Source organism: Arthrobacter sp. ISL-95 (genome assembly GCF_018613695.1).
In the GTDB taxonomy this organism is placed as follows: domain Bacteria; phylum Actinomycetota; class Actinomycetes; order Actinomycetales; family Micrococcaceae; genus Arthrobacter.
The window spans coordinates 956,430-978,570 of the sequence record NZ_JAGGPR010000005.1 but is presented as its reverse complement, the minus strand read 5'-3'; the positions used below and the strand labels follow the sequence as shown (position 1 = coordinate 978,570).

Annotated in this window: 15 protein-coding genes; 5 read left to right on the top strand and 10 right to left on the bottom strand. The window is 61.9% G+C overall.

The features are described from left to right. The first annotated feature begins 15 nt into the window (after positions 1-15). The 3 genes from J7I86_RS10695 (at position 16) to J7I86_RS23260 (ending at position 3,407) form a co-directional block, all read left to right on the top strand. Positions 16-1,554, top strand: coding sequence for a glucose-6-phosphate dehydrogenase (locus J7I86_RS10695; protein WP_286179522.1), 1,539 nt, complete (start codon positions 16-18; stop codon positions 1,552-1,554). Positions 1,555-2,056: 502 nt separating this feature from the next. After that, positions 2,057-3,013, top strand: a complete 957-nt coding sequence (locus J7I86_RS10690; protein WP_214819528.1) for a glycosyltransferase family 2 protein — start codon at positions 2,057-2,059, stop codon at positions 3,011-3,013. A gap of 241 nt (positions 3,014-3,254) precedes the next feature. Further along, positions 3,255-3,407 (top strand): hypothetical protein, encoded by a 153-nt coding sequence (locus J7I86_RS23260; protein WP_214819526.1) that lies wholly within the window; start codon positions 3,255-3,257, stop codon positions 3,405-3,407. A gap of 128 nt (positions 3,408-3,535) precedes the next feature. Here J7I86_RS23260 and J7I86_RS10680 read toward each other — a convergent pair whose 3' ends face one another. Next, positions 3,536-3,874 carry a P-II family nitrogen regulator gene (locus J7I86_RS10680; RefSeq protein WP_089595433.1) on the bottom strand — a complete coding sequence of 113 codons (339 nt, stop codon included), beginning with the start codon at positions 3,872-3,874 and terminating at the stop codon, positions 3,536-3,538. Beyond that, positions 3,871-5,202: an ammonium transporter gene (locus J7I86_RS10675; RefSeq protein WP_214819523.1), complete on the bottom strand. Its 1,332-nt coding sequence runs from the start codon at positions 5,200-5,202 to the stop codon at positions 3,871-3,873. Before J7I86_RS10675 ends, J7I86_RS10680 begins: the two co-directional genes overlap by 4 nt. Positions 5,203-5,476: 274 nt before the next feature. Here J7I86_RS10675 and J7I86_RS10670 point away from each other — a divergent pair, with 274 nt between their 5' ends. Beyond that, on the top strand, positions 5,477-6,697 hold the full coding sequence (locus J7I86_RS10670) for an MFS transporter (RefSeq protein ID WP_214819522.1): 1,221 nt from the start codon (positions 5,477-5,479) through the stop codon (positions 6,695-6,697). 66 nt (positions 6,698-6,763) lie between these two features. On the opposite strand, the gene ftsY is transcribed toward J7I86_RS10670, so the two are convergent. Further along, a complete protein-coding gene (gene ftsY / locus J7I86_RS10665) occupies positions 6,764-7,969 on the bottom strand; it encodes a signal recognition particle-docking protein FtsY (RefSeq protein WP_214819520.1) in 1,206 nt (401 codons plus the stop codon). A gap of 20 nt (positions 7,970-7,989) precedes the next feature. Next, entirely contained in the window at positions 7,990-11,568 is a 3,579-nt protein-coding gene (smc, locus tag J7I86_RS10660; RefSeq protein ID WP_214819518.1) for a chromosome segregation protein SMC, read from the bottom strand. A gap of 348 nt (positions 11,569-11,916) precedes the next feature. Here smc and J7I86_RS10655 point away from each other — a divergent pair, with 348 nt between their 5' ends. Continuing rightward, the gene (locus J7I86_RS10655) at positions 11,917-16,839 is read left to right on the top strand and encodes a DUF4082 domain-containing protein (RefSeq protein ID WP_214819516.1); all 4,923 of its coding nucleotides are present in this window, start codon (positions 11,917-11,919) and stop codon (positions 16,837-16,839) included. A gap of 114 nt (positions 16,840-16,953) precedes the next feature. On the opposite strand, the gene J7I86_RS10650 is transcribed toward J7I86_RS10655, so the two are convergent. From J7I86_RS10650 to rpmF, 6 genes are all read right to left on the bottom strand, one after another. After that, on the bottom strand, positions 16,954-17,982 hold the full coding sequence (locus J7I86_RS10650) for a hypothetical protein (RefSeq protein ID WP_214819514.1): 1,029 nt from the start codon (positions 17,980-17,982) through the stop codon (positions 16,954-16,956). Further along, positions 17,979-19,220 carry an MFS transporter gene (locus J7I86_RS10645; RefSeq protein ID WP_214819677.1) on the bottom strand — a complete coding sequence of 414 codons (1,242 nt, stop codon included), beginning with the start codon at positions 19,218-19,220 and terminating at the stop codon, positions 17,979-17,981. Before J7I86_RS10645 ends, J7I86_RS10650 begins: the two co-directional genes overlap by 4 nt. An 80-nt stretch (positions 19,221-19,300) precedes the next feature. Further along, complete coding sequence (locus J7I86_RS10640) at positions 19,301-20,041, bottom strand: hypothetical protein (RefSeq protein ID WP_214819512.1); 741 nt, start codon at positions 20,039-20,041, stop codon at positions 19,301-19,303. A gap of 180 nt (positions 20,042-20,221) precedes the next feature. Beyond that, positions 20,222-21,193: a bifunctional DNA-formamidopyrimidine glycosylase/DNA-(apurinic or apyrimidinic site) lyase gene (gene mutM / locus J7I86_RS10635; RefSeq protein WP_214819510.1), complete on the bottom strand. Its 972-nt coding sequence runs from the start codon at positions 21,191-21,193 to the stop codon at positions 20,222-20,224. Positions 21,194-21,200: 7 nt separating this feature from the next. After that, positions 21,201-21,911, bottom strand: a complete 711-nt coding sequence (gene rnc, locus J7I86_RS10630; protein WP_214819508.1) for a ribonuclease III — start codon at positions 21,909-21,911, stop codon at positions 21,201-21,203. A 23-nt stretch (positions 21,912-21,934) separates the two neighbouring features. Then, a complete protein-coding gene (gene rpmF / locus J7I86_RS10625; protein ID WP_011775139.1) occupies positions 21,935-22,138 on the bottom strand; it encodes a 50S ribosomal protein L32 in 204 nt (67 codons plus the stop codon). Between the last annotated feature and the right edge of the window lie 3 nt (positions 22,139-22,141).

The following is a 22,141-nucleotide window of genomic DNA, read 5'->3' as shown; positions in this document are numbered from 1 at the left end:
TTCGATGGTCTACGAATGGCGGCCAATGCGGCACGCCATAGTCCTGATCATTCTTGCCCCAGCAAATGTGCCTCAGCCAACAAATCTGAATCGACTACGGGACTCGACTATCTAGGGTACCAAGTCGCACCTGCAAGATGGCATGCTGGCACAGTGACCAGCAAAACAACTGTAAAAACGTTGCTCATCCTCGGCGCGTCCGGGGACCTGACAGGCAGGCTGCTTCTGCCCGGACTGGCCGGACTCCTGGCTGCCGGCCGGGCGCCCGGCCTTCGTTTGGTGGGAGCGGGTTCTGACCCGTGGTCCCCTGAACAGTGGCAGGACCGGGTCAACACTGCCTTCGCTGCAGCATCAAGCGCCGCCGACGCCGCAGGCCGCGCCGACGTAGCTGCCGTTGCATCAACCACCGAATACCATCAGGTGGATGTCACCGCTGAAGGCCCGTTGGCCGAGCTGCTGGCCCGGCTTGAGGGTCCCGTGGCCATCTACTTCGCCTTGCCGCCCCACGTCAGCCAGAAAGCCTGCGAGGTTCTCCACCGGGATCAACTGCCCCCTGGGACACGCTTGGTGATGGAAAAGCCCTTCGGCTCCGGAACAGAGTCTGCGCGTGAACTCAACAAGACACTCGCAGCACTGGTTCCCGAGGACCACATCCACCGCGTGGACCACTTTCTGGGCAAAGCGACGGTACTGAACATCCTGGGACTCCGTTTCGCCAACAGGTTCTTGGAGCCGGTATGGAACCGGGACCACATCGAGAAGGTGGAGGTCATCTTCGATGAGGACCTGGCACTCGAAGGACGGGCCCGATACTACGACACTGCCGGCGCCCTTCGCGACATGATCCAGAGCCATCTCCTGCACATCATTGCTTTCCTCGCGATCGACGCTCCAGCCACCATTGACGAACGGGACCTGCGTGACGCCGTGGCGACGGTCCTGCGGGCCAGCAGCATCAAAGCCCCATACAGCGAATCCACACGCCGTGCCCGATATACGGCGGGAACACTCGGCGAAAGAACGGTGCCGGATTACGCTGCCGAGGAAGGTGTAGACCCTTCACGCAACACCGAAACCCTGGCGGAGGTCCGGGTGGAGATAGACAACTGGCGGTGGAAGGGTGTGCCGTTCATCCTTCGATCCGGCAAGGCCATGGGACACCGGCGCAAGGAAGCCGTCATCACTTTCCGCCCTGTCCCCCACCTGCCCAAGGGATTTTCCGGTGTGGACTCCCCCAACCAGCTGCGGATCGGTTTCGGCCCGGATGTGCTGGAACTCGACGTCGATGTCAACGGCCCCGGCGACATCTTCACTCTGGACCGCGCCAGTTTGGTGACCCGGCTCAACGCGGCCGGAATGCTTCCGTACGGTGAAGTGCTGGAAGGCATCCTGAACGGTGACCCCTTGTTGTCTGTCCGGGGCGATACCGCCGAGGACTGCTGGCGGATCATTGAGCCGGTCCTCCGCGCCTGGGAGGCCGGCGACGTCCCGCTGGAAGAGTACGACGCCGGCAGCGCGGGCCCGGCGGGCTGGCCCACCGGCGTCGTGGACTGACGCCGCGAACCGATAGGAATCTCAATGATGTTGTCAACGTTCGTCTCGGCTGATCTGCGGGTGCCGCGGAGTAGGAATTATGCCTCGATTTCCTGCCGAGACGACTTGGATTGTCCCAATTTTGATGGAAAGAGCGCCGGTTCCCCAGCTACCTATTTCTATTCCGAAGTGTCGGATGTAAGTTCAGTGCGGGGGCGCGCCCTTACTCACGAATGAGTAAGGGAACGCTGCATTGGTTAGACACTAGCTAGTCCAAGCCCGGTAGGGCTTCCGGTCCTTCTCCGACAATTCGGTGGCTGTGGCAGGAGCTTATTGGGTCAGTCGCACTGGCCATTTGACCAGTGGTAGAACACTTCGGCGGTGATCGCCTCGAAGCAGGCATCCTGGAAGCGGAACCAGTGGTTGGCGGCGCCGCCCCGACGCAGGTCCCGTAACGAACATTCCCCTCCGTTGACGCGGTGCGGACAATGGCAAGAACGGTGCCAGCGAAGGAGCGTTACAGATGTCTGAAGAACTGCGAGTCAGCGTGATCATTCCGTCCTACAATTCCGCTGCCTTTGTGGTCGATGCTTTGGAAAGTGTGTTCGCGCAAACGCGGCCCGCGGATGAGATCATTGTTGTCAACGATGGAAGCACGGATGAAACTGAGCGGGTGCTGAGGCCTTACTTGGACCGGGTGGTCGTCCTGAACCAAAAGAACGCAGGGCTTTCGGGGGCGCGGAACAGTGGCATTGCTCGAGCTACGGGCGACTGGTTGGCTTTTCTTGATGCTGACGATGTGTGGCTGCCTGAGAAGCTCGCTCGGCAGATTTCTTTTATCCAAGATGATGCCACGCTGGTTTGTATCCACACTAACTTCAGCACCTTCGGCAATCAGTCGGAATCACCTCCCCCTTTCCCTGCATTCTTAGCGGGGCGGCACGATGCGCAGACCTTGCTCAAGGGCGATGGCTGGATCTGCCCATCTTCAGCACTGGTGAGGCGAACCGTCCTCGCTAGATTCAAAGAGTGGGCCCCTCCAGCAGAGGATGTGATCTACTTTTGTGAACTCACCTTTGAAGGATCCTTCCTGTACATTGCGGATCCACTGGTGGGCCGCCGAATTCATCACGAGCAAGCTACGAAGCAGGAAGATTCGATCATGCGCGGAACCCTCGCAGAGCTCCGGTGGGTGCGCGAGATGGAGGCCGCTGAGGAAGTGCGGAACGATCTCGAAAGAGTGTTTTTCATGGCCTTAACGGATGTGATGGCTCTTTCCAAGATTAAGGGTCACTGGCGCTCTTATTGGACGTGGCGCGTATGGCTCCAACAAAACTGGCCGCCACACATCACACGACCCAAGGTTATGGATGAGCGCATCTCCCCATCATTCATCTTCCGAACCGTTACCCATAATGTGGGCCGCCTTGGTTCTCGACTGAAATCGTCCCTCCCGATCGCAGCTTCCAACAAGAGCTGAGGCACGGCGAATGCCTCTCGGGACTGGATGATTAGTGACACCCCTCTCTTCACATGGAACAGGCGGCACTATGAGAGATTGATGCTGTCCACTACGAAGCCGTTGGCCCAAGGAACATTGAGCCGACGCCGGAGCAAGCCCGACAACGACCGCTCACCCTCGGCGGACTGGAAGACAGCGAGGTCACCACCGGTGGCGCCGAGGAATTCGGCGGCGAGCAGGGGTAAAGAATGTTTTGGCCATGAGCGACGAGGATGGCGATCAGCAGCGCCCGACCGCCGTGGTTCAGGTCGGTCGCCCGGATGACCTGGTCCCGCCGGCCGCCTTCGACGTTGGCGATGAGCTCAAGCAGGGCTTATCCGGCGGTCATGTCGCGTCTCTCAATCAGCGGTAGGGTCATCGCGGGGCAGCGGGCGACCAATCCTCCGAAGCCGTCACGACGCGAATCGCCCAGCCACAGCGCCAACGCAAAGCGGGCCGGGTACCTTGACTGGTACCCGGCCCGCATTTTGGGTTGAAGGTTTAGATAGCGGCTGAGCCGCGCTCCCCTGTCCTGACCCGGACTGCTTCGTAGACATCCACGGTCCAGACCTTGCCGTCGCCGGCGCGGCCTGTGTTTGAGCTGGCGATTAGGACATCCAGGATGTCGTCTGCCTGCTCATCCGTGGCGAGGACCTCGATGCGGATCTTCGGGAGCAGGTCCACGTTGTACTCGGCTCCCCGGTACACCTCGGTGTAGCCGCGCTGGCGGCCGTAGCCACTGGCCGCACTGACCGTCAGGCCCTGGACCCCGTATGATTCGAGGCCTTCCCGGACTGCTTCAAGCTTTTCGGGACGGACGATCGCTGTGATGAGCTTCATGCCTGGACACTCTCCTTGCCTTCTGCGGGGGTCTTGGCTGCGGCGGGGTCGGACTTCCCTGTCACGGCATTGTGCAGTGGCTGGAAGCTGCCGCCGTGGCCGTTGACTCCAAACTCGTAGGCTGTCTCAGCGTGGAGGCTGAGGTCGACGCCAACGTTCTCCTGCTCCGTGGAGACCCTGAAGCCCATGGTCTTGTGGATGGCGAAGGCAATGATGGCCGTCATGATGGCCGAGTAAGCAATCGCGATTCCGGCTGCTGCGAGCTGTGCCCACATCTGGGTCATGCCGCCACCGTAGAAGAGACCGCCACCCACTCCGTCAGTGGACTTGGCGATGAAGCCAAGGGCCACGGTGCCAATGATGCCTGAGACAAGGTGAACGCCTACAACGTCCAAGGAATCATCGAAGCCCCAACGGAACTTCAGGCCAACTGCCAGAGCAGAGGCAACACCGGCAACTACACCCAGGCCGAGGGCACCGATGGGATCCACGTTTGCGCAGGCCGGGGTGATTGCCACCAGGCCGGCTACAACACCGGATGCAGCGCCGAGGGATGTCGGGTGCCCGTCACGAATGCGTTCGGTAATAAGCCAGCCGATCATCGCTGCTGCAGGGGCTGCCAGGGTGTTGATCCAGATCAGGCCCGCCTGTTCCGCGGTGGTAGCTGCGCCGCCGTTGAAACCGAACCAGCCAAACCAGAGGATTGCAGCGCCGAGCATCACGAACGGGATGTTGTGCGGACGGTGGTTCGGGTCCTTGCCGAAGCCGCGGCGGTTGCCAATGATAAGGACCAGGACGAGAGCTGCTACACCGGCGTTGATGTGCACCACGGTGCCCCCGGCAAAGTCGATGGCCGGGCCGAGCGCCTTGCCGATTGCGCCTTCGGGGCCGAACAATCCGCCACCCCAGACCATGTAGGCCAGCGGGCAGTAAACCAGAGTGACCCAGACCGGAACGAAGATGCTCCAGGCCCCGAATTTGGCGCGGTCAGCAATCGCGCCGCTGATGAGGGCGACGGTGATGATGGCAAAGGTTGCTGCGTAGCCGATCTTGATCATTGCGTCCGGGGTGGTTTCAACCCCGATAAGACCAAAGGAAGCTAGCGGGTTGCCCACGATCTCCAAGAAGCCTTCCCCGGAGCTCATCGAAGCGCCCCACAGCACCCAGACGACGCCCACAATGCCGATGGAGATGAAGCTCATCATCATCATGTTCAGGGCTGCCTTGGCGCGTGTCATGCCGCCGTAGAAAAATGCCAGACCAGGTGTCATGAACAGCACAAGCGCCGCCGCCACCATGACCCATACGTGACCTGCGGTAAGTTCCATGGTGCACGTTCCTCTCTTGCTAGATCTGCGGTTCAACCGCTGTCCTGACGCCGTTTGCGTCCTGCTTAAGAGTTTCGTGCCGCCGTGTTTCACCTGCGCAGGTTTTACATTGCGGGCTCGTTACAACAACCTCCCCAACGTAAATGGTGCATATCCCCGGTGTTACGGATATGTTTCAGGCGTCGGACTTCACCGAAATTACCCGGTTTGGACCACAAGCACCTCATCAGCTCCACAGTTATCACCGATATCCCATCTGAAGGACCAGCACCGTATGACCGAGTCGCCCAGATCCGTTAAAGCCCCAAGGATCAGGCCGGAGAAGACTCCCCTTCCGCGCGACATCAAGGTGATGTTGGCCGCGGCGTTCCTGATCGCGCTGGGCTTCGGCCTGGTGGCCCCCGTTCTGCCGCAGTTTGCCACCACCTTCGATGTTGGCGCCACGGCTGCCGCAGTGATTGTAAGTATCTTCGCGTTCATGCGGTTGGTCTTCGCCCCTGCGGGCGGTGCCTTGATTGGACGGTTCGGGGAGCGGAACGTCTACGTCACCGGGTTGCTGATCGTTGCAGTCTCCACCGCGGCATGTGCCTTCGCGCAGGACTATTGGCAATTGCTGATCTTCCGGGGGCTCGGCGGGGCCGGCTCGGTGATGTTCACTGTTGCCGCCATGGGACTGCTCATCCGTCTGGCGCCACCCGAGCGTCGAGGGCGTGTGTCCGGCGCGTACGCCTCCGCGTTCCTGATCGGAAGCGTCCTGGGTCCGGTAGTGGGAGGTCTGCTGGCGGGCTTCGGCCTCAGGGTACCTTTCCTCGCTTACGCGGGAGCGTTGTTGGTGGCCGCCCTGGTGGTGCGAACCCTGCTTAGCGGGGAAGGCAATGCAGCAGAGGACACCGCACCGGCTCCGGCCATGACCCTTAAGGACGCTTTGGCGGACTCTGCCTACCGCGCCGCCATATTTTCGAGTTTTGGCAACGGCTGGGTGACATTCGGTGTCCGGATGGCCACCATCCCGCTGTTTGCCGTCGCAGTCCTGCAGTCAGCGCCTGAGACCGCAGCTTGGGCACTGGCTATCTTTGCCGTGGGCAATGCCCTTGCCCTGACGTTCAGTGGGCGGCTCGCGGACGCTTGGGGACGAAAACCCCTGCTGATCCCGGGCCTGGTCATCACCGGAGCGGCCACCGGCGTCATTGGGCTCACCACGGATCTAACGGGATTCCTCATCGCGTCAGCAGTGGCGGGTTTCGGCTCCGGCCTGCTGGGCCCGGCGCAGCAGGCCGCCGTGGCCGATGTCATCGGCCGCGGACGCTCGGGAGGGAAAGTACTGGCCATCTTCCAAATGGCCGCTGACACGGGGGCGATCATCGGCCCGATCGTGGCCGGACTCCTCGCTGACCGGCTCGGCTACGGCTGGGCGTTCGGCATCACCGGAGGCGTGCTCCTCCTCACGGCCGCGGCATGGCTGCCGGCAAGAGAACCCCTCAAACCCAAAAACTGACCGGCTGCAGCTGTTGATCCGAGTCTTCAGAACAACAACTGCAGCCGGTCAGTAGGGTGACGCGCGCTAGTTGAGCAGTGCGTCCACGAAGCTCTCGGCGTCGAACGGCGCGAGGTCGTCCGGGCCTTCACCCAAGCCGATGAGCTTCACCGGGACACCCAGTGACTTCTGGATGGCCACAACAATGCCGCCCTTGGCGGTTCCATCCAGTTTTGTGAGCACGATGCCGGTGATGTTCACCACCTCCGCGAAGACACGGGCCTGGTTGAGGCCGTTCTGTCCGGTGGTGGCGTCCAAGACCAGCAGAACCTCGTCCACTTCGGCCAGCTTCTCAATGACCCGCTTGACTTTGCCGAGCTCATCCATCAGGCCGGTCTTGTTCTGCAGGCGTCCTGCGGTGTCCACCATGACCACGTCCACCTCTTGGTCGATGCCGGCCTTCACGGCCTCGTAGGCCACGGAGGCGGGATCGGCACCGTCGATGTCGGACTTGACGGTGGGCACGCCCACGCGCTGTCCCCAAGTGGCCAGCTGCTCGGCAGCAGCAGCGCGGAAAGTATCAGCTGCGCCCAACAGGACGTCCTTGTCTTCGGCTACCAGTACACGTGCAAGCTTGCCCACGGTGGTGGTCTTGCCCACGCCGTTCACGCCAACAACAAGCACGACGGCGGGACGGTCACCCTTGCGCTCGACGTTCAAGGAACGGTCCATGCCTGGATCTACCAGCTTAATGAGTTCCTCACGGAGCATCGCCTTGACGTCCTCGGGGCTGCGGGTGCCCAGCACCTTGACGCGCTCACGCAGGGCGTCGACCAGCTGCATGGTGGGTTCGGTGCCAAGATCAGCCAGCAGGAGCGTCTCTTCTACCTCGTCCCAGACGTTTTCGTCGATCTTGTCCCCCGACAACAGGGCCAGGAGGCCCTTGCCCAGGATGTTGTTGGACTTGATCAAGCGGGCGCGAAGGCGGGTGAGCCTGCCTTCCACCGGCGCCGGAGTGTCAATGGCGATGGTTTCGAGCCCGGCGGCGTCATCCGGGACATCTGTATCCTCCACCGTCCCATCGAGGGTGGGCGCCGGGGCGTTCACCGCGTCCGGGCGGTCCTCCACAAGGGTTCCGCCGCCTGCTGCCGATGACTGAACGGGATCATTTGCGTCTCGCGTTCCGGGGTACTTGGCACCGGTCTTCCGGGCTTTCATCAGTACCGGCACGAGTCCGCCGACCACTACGAGCGCAGCGAGAATGGACAGAATTATGGGTAGGAAATCGTTCACTCCCCTACCTTCTCATAAAGCTAGGCCCCGGCACCGAGCCTCTGGCTGATGACTGTTGATACGCCGTCTCCCCTCATGGTCACTCCGTACAGCGCGTCTGCCACTTCCATGGTGCGCTTCTGGTGGGTGATCACAATCAGCTGGCTGGACTCGCGCAGTTCCTCAAAGATGGTGATGAGCCGGCCCAGGTTGGTGTCATCCAACGCGGCTTCTACTTCGTCCATTACATAGAACGGCGAGGGCCGGGCCTTGAAGATAGCCACCAGCAGTGCCACTGCCGTGAGTGAGCGCTCCCCGCCGGAGAGCAGCGAGAGCCTCTTGATTTTCTTGCCCGCCGGCCGCGCTTCCACTTCAATTCCGGTGTTGAGCATGTCGTCAGGGTCGGTGAGTACCAGCCGGCCCTCACCACCGGGGAAGAGCCTGGCAAAGACGTGGTCGAACTGGGCTGACGTGTCAGCAAAAGCCTCGGCGAACACCTGCTGGACGCGGTTGTCCACTTCTTTGATAATGTCCAGCAAGTCCTTGCGGCTGGACTTGAGGTCCTCGAGCTGCGAACTCAGGAACTGGTGCCGTTCTTCCAGGGCTGCAAACTCTTCCAACGCAAGCGGGTTCACCTTTCCAAGAGCCGCAAGCTCGCGCTCGGCCTTCTTCAGCCGCTTCTCCTGCTCTGCCCGGGCGAACGGGATCCCCTCAATGATGGCGTCGCCGTTTTCATCGACGGGCGCCCGGAGTTCGGCCCATTTATCCGTGGTGGCTCCAGGGGGCAGGGGAACCGGTTGATCGGGACCGTAATCGGCAATGAGTTGCTCGGCGGAGAGACCCAGTTCTTCAATGGAACGCGCTTCCAAGGCCTCGATGCGGAGCCGCTGCTGAGTCCGGGCCATCTCGTCCCTGTGTACGGAGTCTGTCAGTTCGGCGAGCTCCCGCGCCAAGGCGTCGTTACCGGAGCGGACCTCCGCGAGTTGCTTCTCCAGCTGCTCCCTCTGTTGTTCGGCAAGGTCACGCTCATAGCCGGCAACGTCCACAGACACATCGATAAACCGGAGAGCCTGTTCCACCGCTGACGCGACCGCAGCCGCACGCTGCGCCTGCGCGCGTCGGCGTTGCGCGCGTCGAGCGGCCTCTTCACGGGCACGGCGTTCGGTAGCTGCTGCCCGCTCAAGCGATGCCGCCCTGTTACTGATGGCTCCTAGCTGCTCCTCGGAAGTGCGGAGGGCAAGTCGGGCTTCGGTTTCGGATGCCCGGGCAGTTCTGGCTTGGGCAGCGAGTTTGTCCCGCTGATCCGTGGACGGTTCCTCGTCCGGTGCTTCCTGGGCTGCAGCCAGGCGTTCAGCGGCGACTTCAAGGTCAAGTTGGGCTTCTGCGATGTTCGCTTCCGCCTTGGCCATGGACGCAGCAAGCCTTTCGCTTTCGCCAACGGCACTGCGAAGAACAGAGTTGAGATGACCCAAGCGCTCAGCTACCGCGGCAAGCCGGGCATCCGATTCGTGCAGCCGCTCCAACGCGGCGTCGGCGCGGTCCTGCGCTTCGGCACGTCGCGATTGGGCACCGGCCAAGGCGAAGCGTCCACGCTCCAGACGGGCAGTGACCTCCTGGAGCCGGGCAACGGCGTCGTCCACTGCCGCCTGAACTTCCAGCAGCGACGGCGCGGTGGCCGAACCGCCTGTGACGGTCAAGGAGGTGAGGACGTCGCCTTCACGGGTGACGGCCCTGATGTCGGGTTGTTCGGCAATGAGAGCTGCCGCAGCCTCCACATTATCGACGACGGCGGTCCGGGCCAGCAGCCCCACCGCGCCTTGGGCAGCTGGATCAGTAATCCTGACAACGTCGGCCGCCCAACGACTACCGGCGGGAAGCCCGAGGTTGGCCCGGGATTCTTCACCAGCGGCGGGGCTTCCGGCAAGAAGCAGCGCTGCCCGCCCGGCGTCGTCATCCTTCAGACGGCGGATCGCTGCCAGGGCGCTGTTGGTATCGGCAACCACCAGGGCATCCGAGGCGTTGCCAAGGGCAGCAGCTATGGCGGCCTCGTATCCCGGCTCGATGCTCAACAACGCCGCCAAAGGCCCAAGGACGCCCTCGGCCGTCAAAAGACTTCCGGACCCGTCCTTGCGGTTGAGCCCCAGTTGAAGTGCATCGCGACGTGCCGTCAGGGCGTCCCGTTCACGGACAGCTTCCCGTTCAGAAGCCTTCAAGTCTTCAATTTCCGTGGTGACTGCATCCAGAACGTCATTCGCATTCTCGTAGTCAGCGTCGAGGCTTTCTTCGCCATCTTCGACACCGGCCACCTGCGACTCAAGGGCGGTGAACTCGCTCTGAGCCTTGCGGCGACGTTCATCACCGGCAGCCAGAGACTCCCTGAGGCGACCCCGTTCGGCCTCGGCAGCCTCAGCCCGGGATCTGGCCGCAGCCACCTGGCCAGCCAATCTGGCCAAACCCTCCCTTCGGTCCGCCGCTGCCCGCAACATTGTCGTCAAGCGCTTGTCCTCCGCAGCTGCGAGCGCCTCGGCTGAGTCTTTTGCCACTGTGGCCTCCATGAGGGCCGCCTGCTTGGCAAGGATGTCGTGTTCAAGGGCGGCCTGTTCCTCACGGACGCGGGCAGCTTGGCGCTCAAGTTGTTCGGGGTCGCGTCCGGTGTCCGGGGAGGCCTCGGCGGAACCCAGGAGCCTTCTGCGCTCGGTGGCCAGGGAGCCGAGTGAGCGGAGTCGCTCCCGGTTTGCTGAAAGCTGGTACCAATGATCGCGTGCGGCGTTCAGTCGCGGGATGGCTTCGGCGGCTTGCTGCTCCAATGCGGCTTGGCGTCTCCTGCCCGTGCCAAGGCCTGCCTCAACCACCTTGCGGCGTTCCTTGAGGGCAGCTTCGTCAGCGACGTCCTGTTCCAGAGTGGTTGTCAGTTGAACGAGGTCATCCGCCAAGAGCCGGGCGCGGGCATCCCGGACGTCAAACTGGACCGTTTGGGCGCGGCGGGCTATCTCCGCTTGCTTGCCCAATGGGGTCAGTTGCCGCCGTATTTCCGCCGTGAGGTCACCGAGCCGCGCGAGGTTGGCCTGCATGGCTTCGAGCTTTCGGACGGTCTTTTCCTTGCGGCGGCGGTGCTTAAGGATTCCTGCAGCTTCTTCAATGAAGCCGCGCCGGTCCTCGGGGGTCGCGTGGAGTACGCGATCCAGCTGGCCCTGTCCCACAATGACGTGCATTTCGCGGCCCAGGCCGGAATCGGAGAGGAGTTCCTGGATGTCCAGGAGCCTGCACGGTGCGCCATTGATGGCGTATTCAGACCCACCCGTACGGAAGAGGGTCCGGGAGATGGTCACTTCGCTGTACTCGATGGGGAGCGCGTTGTCAGCGTTGTCGATGGTCAGCGCAACATGGGCCCGGCCCAGGGGTGGCCGGCCGGAGGTACCTGCGAAGATGACGTCTTCCATTTTGCCGCCGCGGAGAGTTTTGGCGCCCTGCTCTCCCATGACCCAGGCCAAGGCATCCACTACATTGGATTTGCCCGAACCGTTGGGGCCGACGACGGCGGTGACGCCGGGCTCAAAGTCGAAGGTCGTGGCCGACGCAAACGACTTGAATCCTCGGACAGTCAAACTTTTCAGGTGCAAGGCGCTTCGGTTCTCCTGGGTGGCCTGGTGTCTGTCTCCACTAAATCTACTGTGGTTTGCACGAAATCTGCGGATCTGAAGGCGGAAGCCCTTGCAGGCGGCATGCCACACCCCTACACTCCTGCCAAGGGTTACTTGGCGGATTCGTTCCTGTGATCCGGCTTCGTCTTGAACTTCTGTTCGGTCATTGCCCGGATCCGGTCCCGTTCTTGGGAACATCCATCCGCGCCACCCTGAGTTTCATAACTGAAGATCTTGGTTTGACCCTGGCTGGGGAGCGGCAAGCAGGGGCTGCGCTTAAATGCGTGGCCCTGTCTTAGCATTCGGCGTACCACTCCAGGAGTTCTCATGCCCGGTCCTTCAGCTACCCAACCGCAGCGGGTCTTCAAGGGTTTCCTCGTGCCCTTGGTGCTTGCCATGGTGGCAGCCCTGCTGCCCCTTACAGCACCGGCAGCAGTTGCGGCAGGACCCTGCGACCCAGTGGTCAACCCCGTGGTCTGCGAAAACTCCAAACCCGGCAGCCCCCCGTCAGAGTGGGACATCCTTGGTGCGGGAGATGACAGCATCCAGGGCTTTTCCACCGAAATTAGCGTCAACGCCGGGCAGCCCATCCGTTTCAAGGTGGACACCAAGGCACCCAGCTACACCATCGCGATCTACCGCACGGGCTGGTATGGCGGCAACGGCGCCCGAAAGATTGCCGATGTGACTCCCTCGGTCCTCCGTCAGACCCAACCTGCCTGCAAGAGTGACCTCACTACGGAGCTATACGACTGCGGCACGTGGGCTGTGTCCGCAACGTGGCAAGTACCGGCAACAGCAGTTTCAGGCGTCTATGTGGCCTTGCTGACAAGGCCTGACACCGGCGGCCAAAGCCATATCACCTTCATCGTCCGAAATGATGGCAATCGTTCTTCGATCGTGTTTCAAACTGCGGATCAGACGTGGCAGGCGTACAACACCTATGGTGGCGCCGACTTCTACCAGGGCGCCGTCAACGGACGTTCTTACAAAGTGAGCTACAACCGGCCCGTAAACACCCGCGACGGGATCGGCGGCCGGGATTTCTACTTCGCCAACGAATACCCGATGGTGAGGTTCTTGGAACAAAACGGGTATGACGTCAGCTATGTCAGTGGGCTCGATGTGGACCGCAACGGGGCGGAATTGCTGAACCACAAGGTGTTCCTCTCTGTCGGCCACGACGAATACTGGTCCGGGCCGCAAAGGGCCAGCGTATCGGCGGCCAAGGATGCCGGGGTCAACCTCCAGTTCCTCTCCGGGAATGAAATGTACTGGCGGACGCGATTTGAACCCTCCTCCGTGGATGGCGCTGCCGGCAGAACTCTGACCTGCTACAAGGAAACGTGGAGCAACGAAAAGATCGACCCCACAAGCCAGTGGACCGGCACGTGGAGAGACCCGCGCTTTGCTTCCCAGGCAAACGGGGGCGGGCTGCCTGAAAACAGCCTGACGGGCACCCTGTACATGTCCAACTACACCGACCTGCCAGTGACAGTTTCGGCAGCGGAAGGAAAATCGCGGTTGTGGCGGAATACGTCCTTGGCCTCATTACCCGCAGGTTCCACAGCTGCGTTGGCGCCACACACAGTGGGCTACGAATCCGACGAAGATATTGACAACGGCTTTCGTCCAGCAGGCCTTGTCCGGCTTTCAACGACCGTTGGCAGCGTCGCTGAATACCTGCAGGACTTCGGCAACACGGTCAAACCAGGGACCACAACCCACAATGTGACGCTTTACCGGGCTGCCAGCGGGGCGCTGGTCTTCTCAGCCGGCACCGTCCAATGGAGCTGGGGCCTGGACCAGGAACACGACGGCGATGGCGCTGCCGCAGATGTGCGCATGCGGCAGGCGCAGGTAAACCTTCTTGCAGACATGGGAGCCCAGCCGGCGACACGTGCGGCAGGACTCGTTGCTGCGAGCGCCAGCACTGATTTGGCGGGCCCCACTGTGTCCATCACCGCCCCGGCCAACGGCGCCACCGTTCCCCACGGAAACAGCGTCACGGTCAGCGGAACAGCAGCGGACAGCGGTGGCGTAGTGGCCGGCGTCGAAGTTTCGACCGACGGCGGTACCATCTGGCATCCGGCGCAAGGCAAGTCAACCTGGACCTACAGCTACATCCAGAAAGGCCTGGCCACGGCCACAGTCCAGGTACGGGCTGTGGACGACAGCGCCAACATTGGACCTGCGGCCACCAGGAATCTGACCCTCACGAGTCCTTACACCGTCTTCGGCCAGAGCGTGCCGGCGACGACGGACTCGGGAGACGGCGGCGCCTACGAGATGGGGATGCGGTTCAGTCCATCAGCTGATGGCTTCATCACGGGGGTTCGCTTCTACAAGAGCACAGCGAACACCGGCACCCACATAGGTTCATTGTGGAGCTCCACCGGTACTCGCCTGGCCACTGCCACGTTTGCCAACGAGACGGCCTCGGGATGGCAAAGCGTGCTGTTCAGCCAGCCCGTGCCCGTTTCCGCGGGACAAAAGTATACGGTCTCGTATTGGGCTCCGAAGGGGCACTATGCCACCAAGGACTTCCAGTGGGCGAGCTTTGGATTCAGTGATCCCCCGTTGAAGGTAGCGGGCGGCTTCGGCGCGGAACCTGCGGGCGTCTACAGCACGTCCCAGAGTTTCCCGACCACGAGCTTCAACGGCGGCAACTACTTTGTTGACGCGGTTTTCAGCACCGTGGACACCTCCCCTCTCACGGTCACGGGGCAATCTCCCATCCCGTCGTCCTCCAGCGTTGCCGTGACCACCAAGGTCAGCGCCTCGTTCTCCAAACCCGTCACCGCGGCCAGCGTCCAGCTAACCCTGAAGTCATCCGCAGGGTTGGTCGCAGGCACTGCGACGTATGACGCGACAACACGAAAGGCAACGTTCACGCCCACTTCGCAGCTTGCCTTCAGCACCGTTTACACGGCGACCCTGGCCGGGACAGACAGTACAGGAGGCCAAGTAACCTCAGGCGGCACGTGGACCTTCACTACGGCTGCCACAGCGTCAGTGCCGGGTTCCTGCCCCTGCAGCCTCTATGACGACACCGTCTCGCCGGGCATTGCAGAGATCCAAGATGGTGTGCCGCTGACCTTGGGCGTTCGGTTCTCCAGTGTATCCGCCGGGCAGGTGGCCGGTATCCGCTTCTACAAATCGGCCGGCAACACCGGCACGCACACCGGCACTCTTTACACCGCCGCCGGGCAGCAACTGGCAACCGTGACCTTCGCCAATGAGAGCAGCTCCGGGTGGCAGACCGCTATGTTCAGCCAGCCGGTCCAGATGGCTGCAAACACTGAATACATAGCGTCCTACAAGTCACCCACGGGAGCCTACTCAGCCACTGCCAACGGCTTTGGACCAGGACTCAGCGTTGGGCCCCTGAGGACGGTACCTGATGCGGGAGCCTTCACTTATAGCGGCGATTTCCCCTCTTCACGGTCCTCCTCCAGCTATCTGGTGGACGTTGTGGTCCTGGTGTCTGCACCGCCATTCACCGTTGGCGGCCACAACCCGATCCCGAACGCTTCGAGCGTCCCGCTCACCACGGTGGTCAGCGCAGTCCTTTCCGAAGCCGCCGTTGCCTCCAGCGTGGCACTGTCCCTCAAGACAGCGGCTGGCGTATCGGTTGCCGGAACTACTGCCTACGACGCAAACACCCGTAGGGTCACCTTTACGCCGACAGCTTCCTTGACAGCAGGTACGTCGTACACCGCAACGGTGACTGCGACGTCAGTGTCCGGGCAACCGATGTCGGGCGGTGGAACTTGGCAATTCACCACCGTACCGGCGACGGGCACGCCTGGTTCATGCCCCTGCACCCTGTACACGGACACGGTGACGCCGACGACCGTCGAAGTCAATGACGGGGTTCCTCTGACATTGGGCGTCCGATTCACCAGTGACACCGCCGGCCAGGTAACTGGTGTGCGCTTCTACAAATCGGCCGGCAACACCGGGACGCATACCGGGTACCTTTACACGGTGGCAGGGCAGGTTTTGGCGACGGTTACCTTTGCCAACGAATCCAGCACCGGTTGGCAGACGGCAGCCTTCAGCCAACCTGTGAATATTGAGGCTGACACTGAGTATGTAGCCGCCTACAAGACTCCTACCGGCAAGTACTCCTACACTTCCGGCGGATTCGGCGACGGCTTCACCAGCGGGCCGCTGAAGACCCAACCGGATTCCGGGGCTTACTCTTACAGCAGCGACTTCCCGAGTACCTCGTCCACAGCAAGTTACCTTGTGGATCTGGTCTTCACCGTAGCGGCACCGCCGCTGAGCGTCGTCGCACAGGTACCGGCCCCGGGTGCCACCGCCATTCCCACGGATGTGAAACCATCCGTTACATTCTCGACCGCCATCAAGCCAGGCGCCTCCTTCACGCTGGCAGCGAACGGCTCATCCATCGCAGGGACGGCCGCGTTGTCTGCGGATGCCCGGACCATTACTTTCACCCCGGCGGCAGCCCTACCAGCCAACACTGCGATATCCGCAAGCGTCTCCGGCGTGGCTTCTCCCCAAGGCCAGACCCTGCCCGCCAGCACCTGGCAATTCACCACGGCCGCCCCATCGGTGCAATCGTCTACTATTTTCGGATCGCTGGTTCCACAGGTTGCTGCAAACTCCGACTCCCTGTCGGTGGAACTGGGAACTGCCTTTACTGTCTCCCAAGCGGGAAATGTGACAGGCATCCGCTTCTACAAGGGCACCGGCAACACTGGAACTCACGTGGGCTCGCTCTGGAATGCGGCCGGCACCCGCTTGGCGCAGGTGACGTTCACCAATGAGACGGCAACGGGCTGGCAAACCGCCACCTTGGCAACCCCCGTACCCTTGGCTACAGGCCAAACGTATGTAGTGTCCTACCGGGCACCAAATGGGCGATACTCCACGACGCAAGGCTTCTTCAACCAGACGTGGACGAGCGGAGTGTTCACGGCATCCGGCCCCAACAATGGACGGTACCGGTACGGCTCGGGGGGCGTAATGCCCGCCAGTTCCTGGAACGCTACGAACTACTTCGTGGACGTGGTTTACGCCACCTCGGCTCCGGCCCAACAGCTGGCTGCACCATCAGCCACAGCTACGCCGACAGCCACCGCCACGCCGTCACCAACAGTTACCCCGACGGCCACCCCAACGGCGACAGCCACCGCTACGCCCAGCGCGTCACCGAGCCCGACGCCCAGTCCCACACAAAGCGGCGGCCTCCTCTGCGGGTTGCTGAGAGTCTGCTGACAGTCAGATATATGGGACTACTTCCGCTGGTGTCCGACCCCCGAACTCCGGGCCGGGCGCCAGCGGACCCATGTGCGAGCCAATTCTGATACGGAGTACTTTTCGCGGATACCTTCAACGAACGACGCTGGGCGACCACGCGTGGGAGATGAACAGGCTGGGCTGGGAACCGGGTACGGTTCCCAGCTTCCAGATGTTGCTATCTCCGTCGGTGGTTTCGTCAGCTAAGCCGTACAGAAGGTTTTGGTTATCCAGCCATTCGATCTGGTCATCGACACTGCGCTTCTCGGCAAGCACGCTTTCCTGTCCCGTAGCGAGGTCCAGCACAGCGACGTTCCAGTGAGCTGTCAGCGCCCCGCCGTCGTTCTTCTTATACGCAATCCTTGTACCGTCAGGCGAGATGGACGGACACTCCACATTGTCGTGAATAGCGGTGAGGGTCTTCGCGGACAAGCTCCCCCGAACCAGCCAGATCCGGCCGGAGGAAGCGGCCGTTGCGTAGAAGACATCACTCTGGCCGGGAGCGAACGTCACACCCCAAATGTTCCTGTCTGTCGTAAGAAGCCGCTCACCGTTCACCATCAAGGCGAAGTCCTCGAGATTCCCGGATGTGCCGTCCTGGAGCTTGATCTCGGTGGCCGTGGAAAAACCGGCAGCGGCATAAGAGTGGCCGGAGACGAACACCGTGGTGGCAATCAGGGACCCGTCCGCGCTGATGCGGGTCCTGCTGGGTATTCCCGGGACCGGCCATGCCCGTTGCTGCTCCCAGTTGCGGTCCAAAACGGCGGCCTCAAACGCCGTCACCAGCCCCCTGTTTGTTTTCAGGCACACCATTTTGTCCGGTGTTCCATAAACGCGATCGCATTCCTGCCCACTGACGGCCCGGGAGCCGCCGGGAGCCGCCAACGGAACAGTGGCGGCATTGCCATAGCCCTGGCCCGACGCTGTGTTCCGGAAGAGGATGAACGAGCCGGCTGGAAGCGGCTGGTTCGTCGTGACGCCTACCGACGAAGCCGCAGTTCGGCTCTCTTCGAAACGCTGGTAAGCCCCCACAGCGTAGATACCGGCCGCAACCAGGACAAGAGCCGTGACGGCAAGGAGGGCAGCCCACCGCAGCTTACTTCCAGCGAGCACGCCGCTCATGCCTCGTGACTCGCATCATTGGAGTCACTCAAGTCCGCTGCCGGGGCAACCCGGGCGCCACGCAGGATGAACAAGACCGCCACAACAGCGCAGGCCAGCAGCCCACCCGCCACCAGCATGGCCGTTGGTGCACCAACTGCATACCAGAGGACACCAAAACCTGCCGATGCCATCATCCGACTAAGGGCCACCACAGTCTGCGCAGACGCGATACCCGTGGCAAGCTTGCCTGACGGCGTCAGTTGGCTGGCCAGCGCGGCCAGGACGCCGTCGGTGGCTGCGTAAAACGCCCCAAGAAGGATCAGGCAGCCTATGGTCGCCCACAGCCCTCCGAAAGGTGCTGCCGCAAGGAGATACGTTGCCAGCAATGCGATATGTCCACCCACGAACACCGGGATTTTACCTACCCGGTCCGCGAGCCGGCCCAGCGGAATGGCGAACGCCAGGAACACCGCATTGGTGCCTACGAACAACAGCGGAAACCACTGGACAGCAAAGGAATCCCGCGCCTGCAACACCAGGTAAATGAACCCGTCGCCAATGGTGACCAATCCCAGGAGACCCGCAGCAATCAGCAGCTTGCCCAGCCCCGGTTCCTTCAGGTGGCTCCAGGAAAAAGCGAACAAACGCCGGCCCTCGCCGTCCTCCGTGCCGTGTAGGCCACGTGCCTGGATATCCGGCACCACCAAGGCAAGGACGGCTACGCCAATCACGGCGAATGCCAGGGACACTACAAACACCGTGCTGAAACCGTTGGGGATCACGAGCAACACGAAGAAGGCAATCAACGGCCCGGCCGCGGCGCCAATATTGTCCAACATCCGATGAACGCCAAAAGAGCGGGCAAGGTGTTCAGGCTGTGCAGACACTGAGATAAGGGCGTCCCGGGGAGCCGTGCGAATGCCCTTGCCGATCCTGTCGCCGGTGACTATCGCCGCAATGGCCCAAAACCCTCCAGCGAGGAGGAAACCGATCCTGGCGAGCATCGATAAGCCGTAGCCGGCCAATGCTATCCGTTGGGGGTGGCCGCTGCGGTCAGCAGCCCAGCCGGCAGCGATTCTGACAATCGCGCTGGCACCTTGGTTGATTCCGTCAATGAATCCGAAGGCAATGGTGGACAGGCCGAGGAATCCGGTCACATACAACGGCAGGATCGCGGTGACTGATTCCGAGGAAACATCGGTCACCATACTCACAATCCCCAACCACAGTATGACCGGGGACAAACGGAACGGCACTTCGCTCGATAGTGCCGTTCGTGTTCCCCCCGGCTTGTCCCGTTTTCCGCGGTCCGAGAGTGAAATGTACATCTCTGCCCCTAGTCCGTCGCCGTGCGGAGGCTGCCCAAAAGTTGGAAGCGTGAGTTGCCGGTACCTGTAGTGGTCACCGAAACCGTGACCGTATCCGGGCCTCGGACGAATCGTTCGGCCATGGCTCCGTCCGCAGCCGGCGCCGCCTCGGACCAGAACCCATGGGAGACCAACGACTGGCGGAAAGAGGCCAATACCTCGGCTTGTGGTTTGGCAATGATGCCATCCGCGGCAACCTGGAGGACACCACCGGACGTTGAGACTGACGTGGACCCGATGGTGGTACCTTCGGGCAAGGTCAGCACTCCCCCCGGCCAACCGTCCACCACTTCACCTGTAGCGCTGCCCGGCTGAGGCAAGGAGCCCGTAATCAATGGCGCGGGGGCAGAGGGTTCGGGCAAACCGGTGGGGGTGGCCGTTACCGGTGGCAGGACTTCCAGCGGTTTCGCCGTAGCCGGGCCGTCACCGCTGGTGCCCGCGCTGCCATTTCCGCTGCCGCTGCCTTCGGTGCCTTCGGTTCCGGACGCTGGGCTGCCCGACGTCGGGCTGCCGGACGGGGCATCGCCGGCGCCGCCGGGGCTCGCTCCCCCTGAAGAGGACGTATTGGAGCCCGCACTCGGAGCGGATGTGGATGTGCTTTGCGCGGCTGAAGGCCCTGATTTCCCGGCCATCTGGTCTAGAATTATGGCGACGGCGGCGATCAGTACAGCGAGGCAGATGCCTGCAAGGACCAGCCGCCGCGCCATCATGGCATATCCGGAGTGGCCGGGTTGCTAAAAGGTTGGCAGGTCGTTTCAAAAAACACCGCGGGTAGAACTGACGCCACCCGCATTGTGGTGGCGTTCATCCTTGCGATGGCGATTCGAAGCGCCAAGCTGTCCATGGGGACAGTCTGCCATTGCCACCCCGATTCCGGAACAGTTTTGGGCCTACCAACGTCCATTCCGTGGCCGCGGTTGGCACACCGGGCAGGTATAAGAGGAACGGTTCATGAACTGTTCCCGCTTCATGATGCTGCGAAGTCCTTTTGCCTCGCAGCGGCCGCAGAGTTCACCAGCACGTCCGTAGGCATTCAGTGACCGGGCAAAGTACCCCGAATCACCGTTAACGTTGACGTAGAGGGAGTCGAAACTTGTCCCTCCGGCGTCAAGGGCAGCGTTCATGACGTCCTTCACTGCCTCAACCAACCGCTCGGCATCTGCCCTTCGAAGGGTGTCCGTGGCTCTGGCATAGTGGAGGCGGGCACGCCATAAGGCTTCATCGGCATAAATGTTGCCGATGCCGGAAATTACCGACTGATCCAGCAGCGCACGCTTCAAACCTGTCTTGCGGCCTTTGATCTTCCGGTAAAACGCGTCGAACGAGAAGAAGGGGTCCATTGGATCCCTGGCAATGTGGGATGCTTCCTCGGCGATCTCCGGCAGCGGCGTTTCGCCCAGGCCTCCAGGGCCGCCGTCGACCGTTGGCACCATGGACGTCACGAACAGGCCGCCGAAAATCCTCTGATCAACAAACCGCAGTTGCTCCGGCATATCGGCAACGGGGCTGAGCCTGATCCTGACTTTAAGGTGCTTTTCGTCCGCAACATCGGGATCCTGCATCAGCAGTTGACCGCTCATTCCCAGATGCGCCATCAGGGCCACCTTCGGGAGGTTCTCCCCGATGGTTCCGACGTGAGGATCAGGCGAGCCGGACATGGCAAGGGGCATCCAGAGAAATTTGCCTCGCCGCACCACGTCCATCACCGTGGCGTGTTCAAGATTCCCGATGAAGTCTTCGGTTCCGAGGACGTGCCTGCGGATGGAGCGCGGATCGACAACCTCCACGCCGGTGATGGTCCGTCCACGGACCCAACGGGCCAAGCCCCGGCGGACTACCTCTACTTCGGGAAGTTCAGGCATTGCGGGTTCAAGAAGAAGCAGGGCCGGCAGCGGAGGGATCCAAGGCGGTCAGAGCACGCCAAGCATCAGCGGCCGCTTCCTGTTCCGCTTCTTTCTTGGAATGACCCGAGCCCCGGCCGTAGGGTGTACCGCCAATATTCAGCACAGCCTCAAACGTCCGGGCATGATCCGGCCCCGAGCCTTCCACCGCATAGTGGATAGCACCCAATTGGCGGCTCGCTGTCAACTCCTGGATGCTCGTCTTCCAGTCAGTCCCTGCTCCAAGTGCACCGGCATCCTTCAGGAGCGGACCCACCAGGCGCATGACCAGTTGGCGTGCTGTCTCGATATCGTTCGAGAGATACGTGGCGCCGATCAGGGCCTCCATGGTGTCAGCCAGGATGGAGGCCTTGTTCTTGCCGTCCGTCAGCTTCTCGCCTTGCCCAAGGTAAATGAACTCGCCAACGCCGATCTCCCGGCCGATTCCGGCCAGGGCACGCGTACTAACGACGGCGGAACGTCGCTTGGCCAGTTCGCCTTCGGGTAGCGAGGGGTTCTCACGGTAAAGAGAATCGGTGACGGAGAATCCCAGAATGGAGTCGCCGAGGAACTCAAGGCGCTCGTTGGTGGGAATCCCGCCGTTCTCATACGCATATGAGCGATGTGTCAGAGCAAGACGAAGCGTCTCGGTGTCAATCGAGACACCGAGACGCTTCAGAAGCTCTTCAGTTGAAGACATCCTTAGTCAGCCTGTACGGCAGATTAGGCGTCTGCGACCTTGCGGCCCTTGTATTCAAGGAACAGCGCGGTGCCGGCAGAGTCAGTAACGACCTTTGCCTGGTGCGGCAGGCTGTAAGTAACCTGACCGTTTTCGATGGTCTTGACCAAGTTGGGGGCAGTTGCCTTCCACTGGGCACGGCGGGCGCGTGTATTTGCGCGAGACATTTTCCGCTTGGGAACAGCCACGGC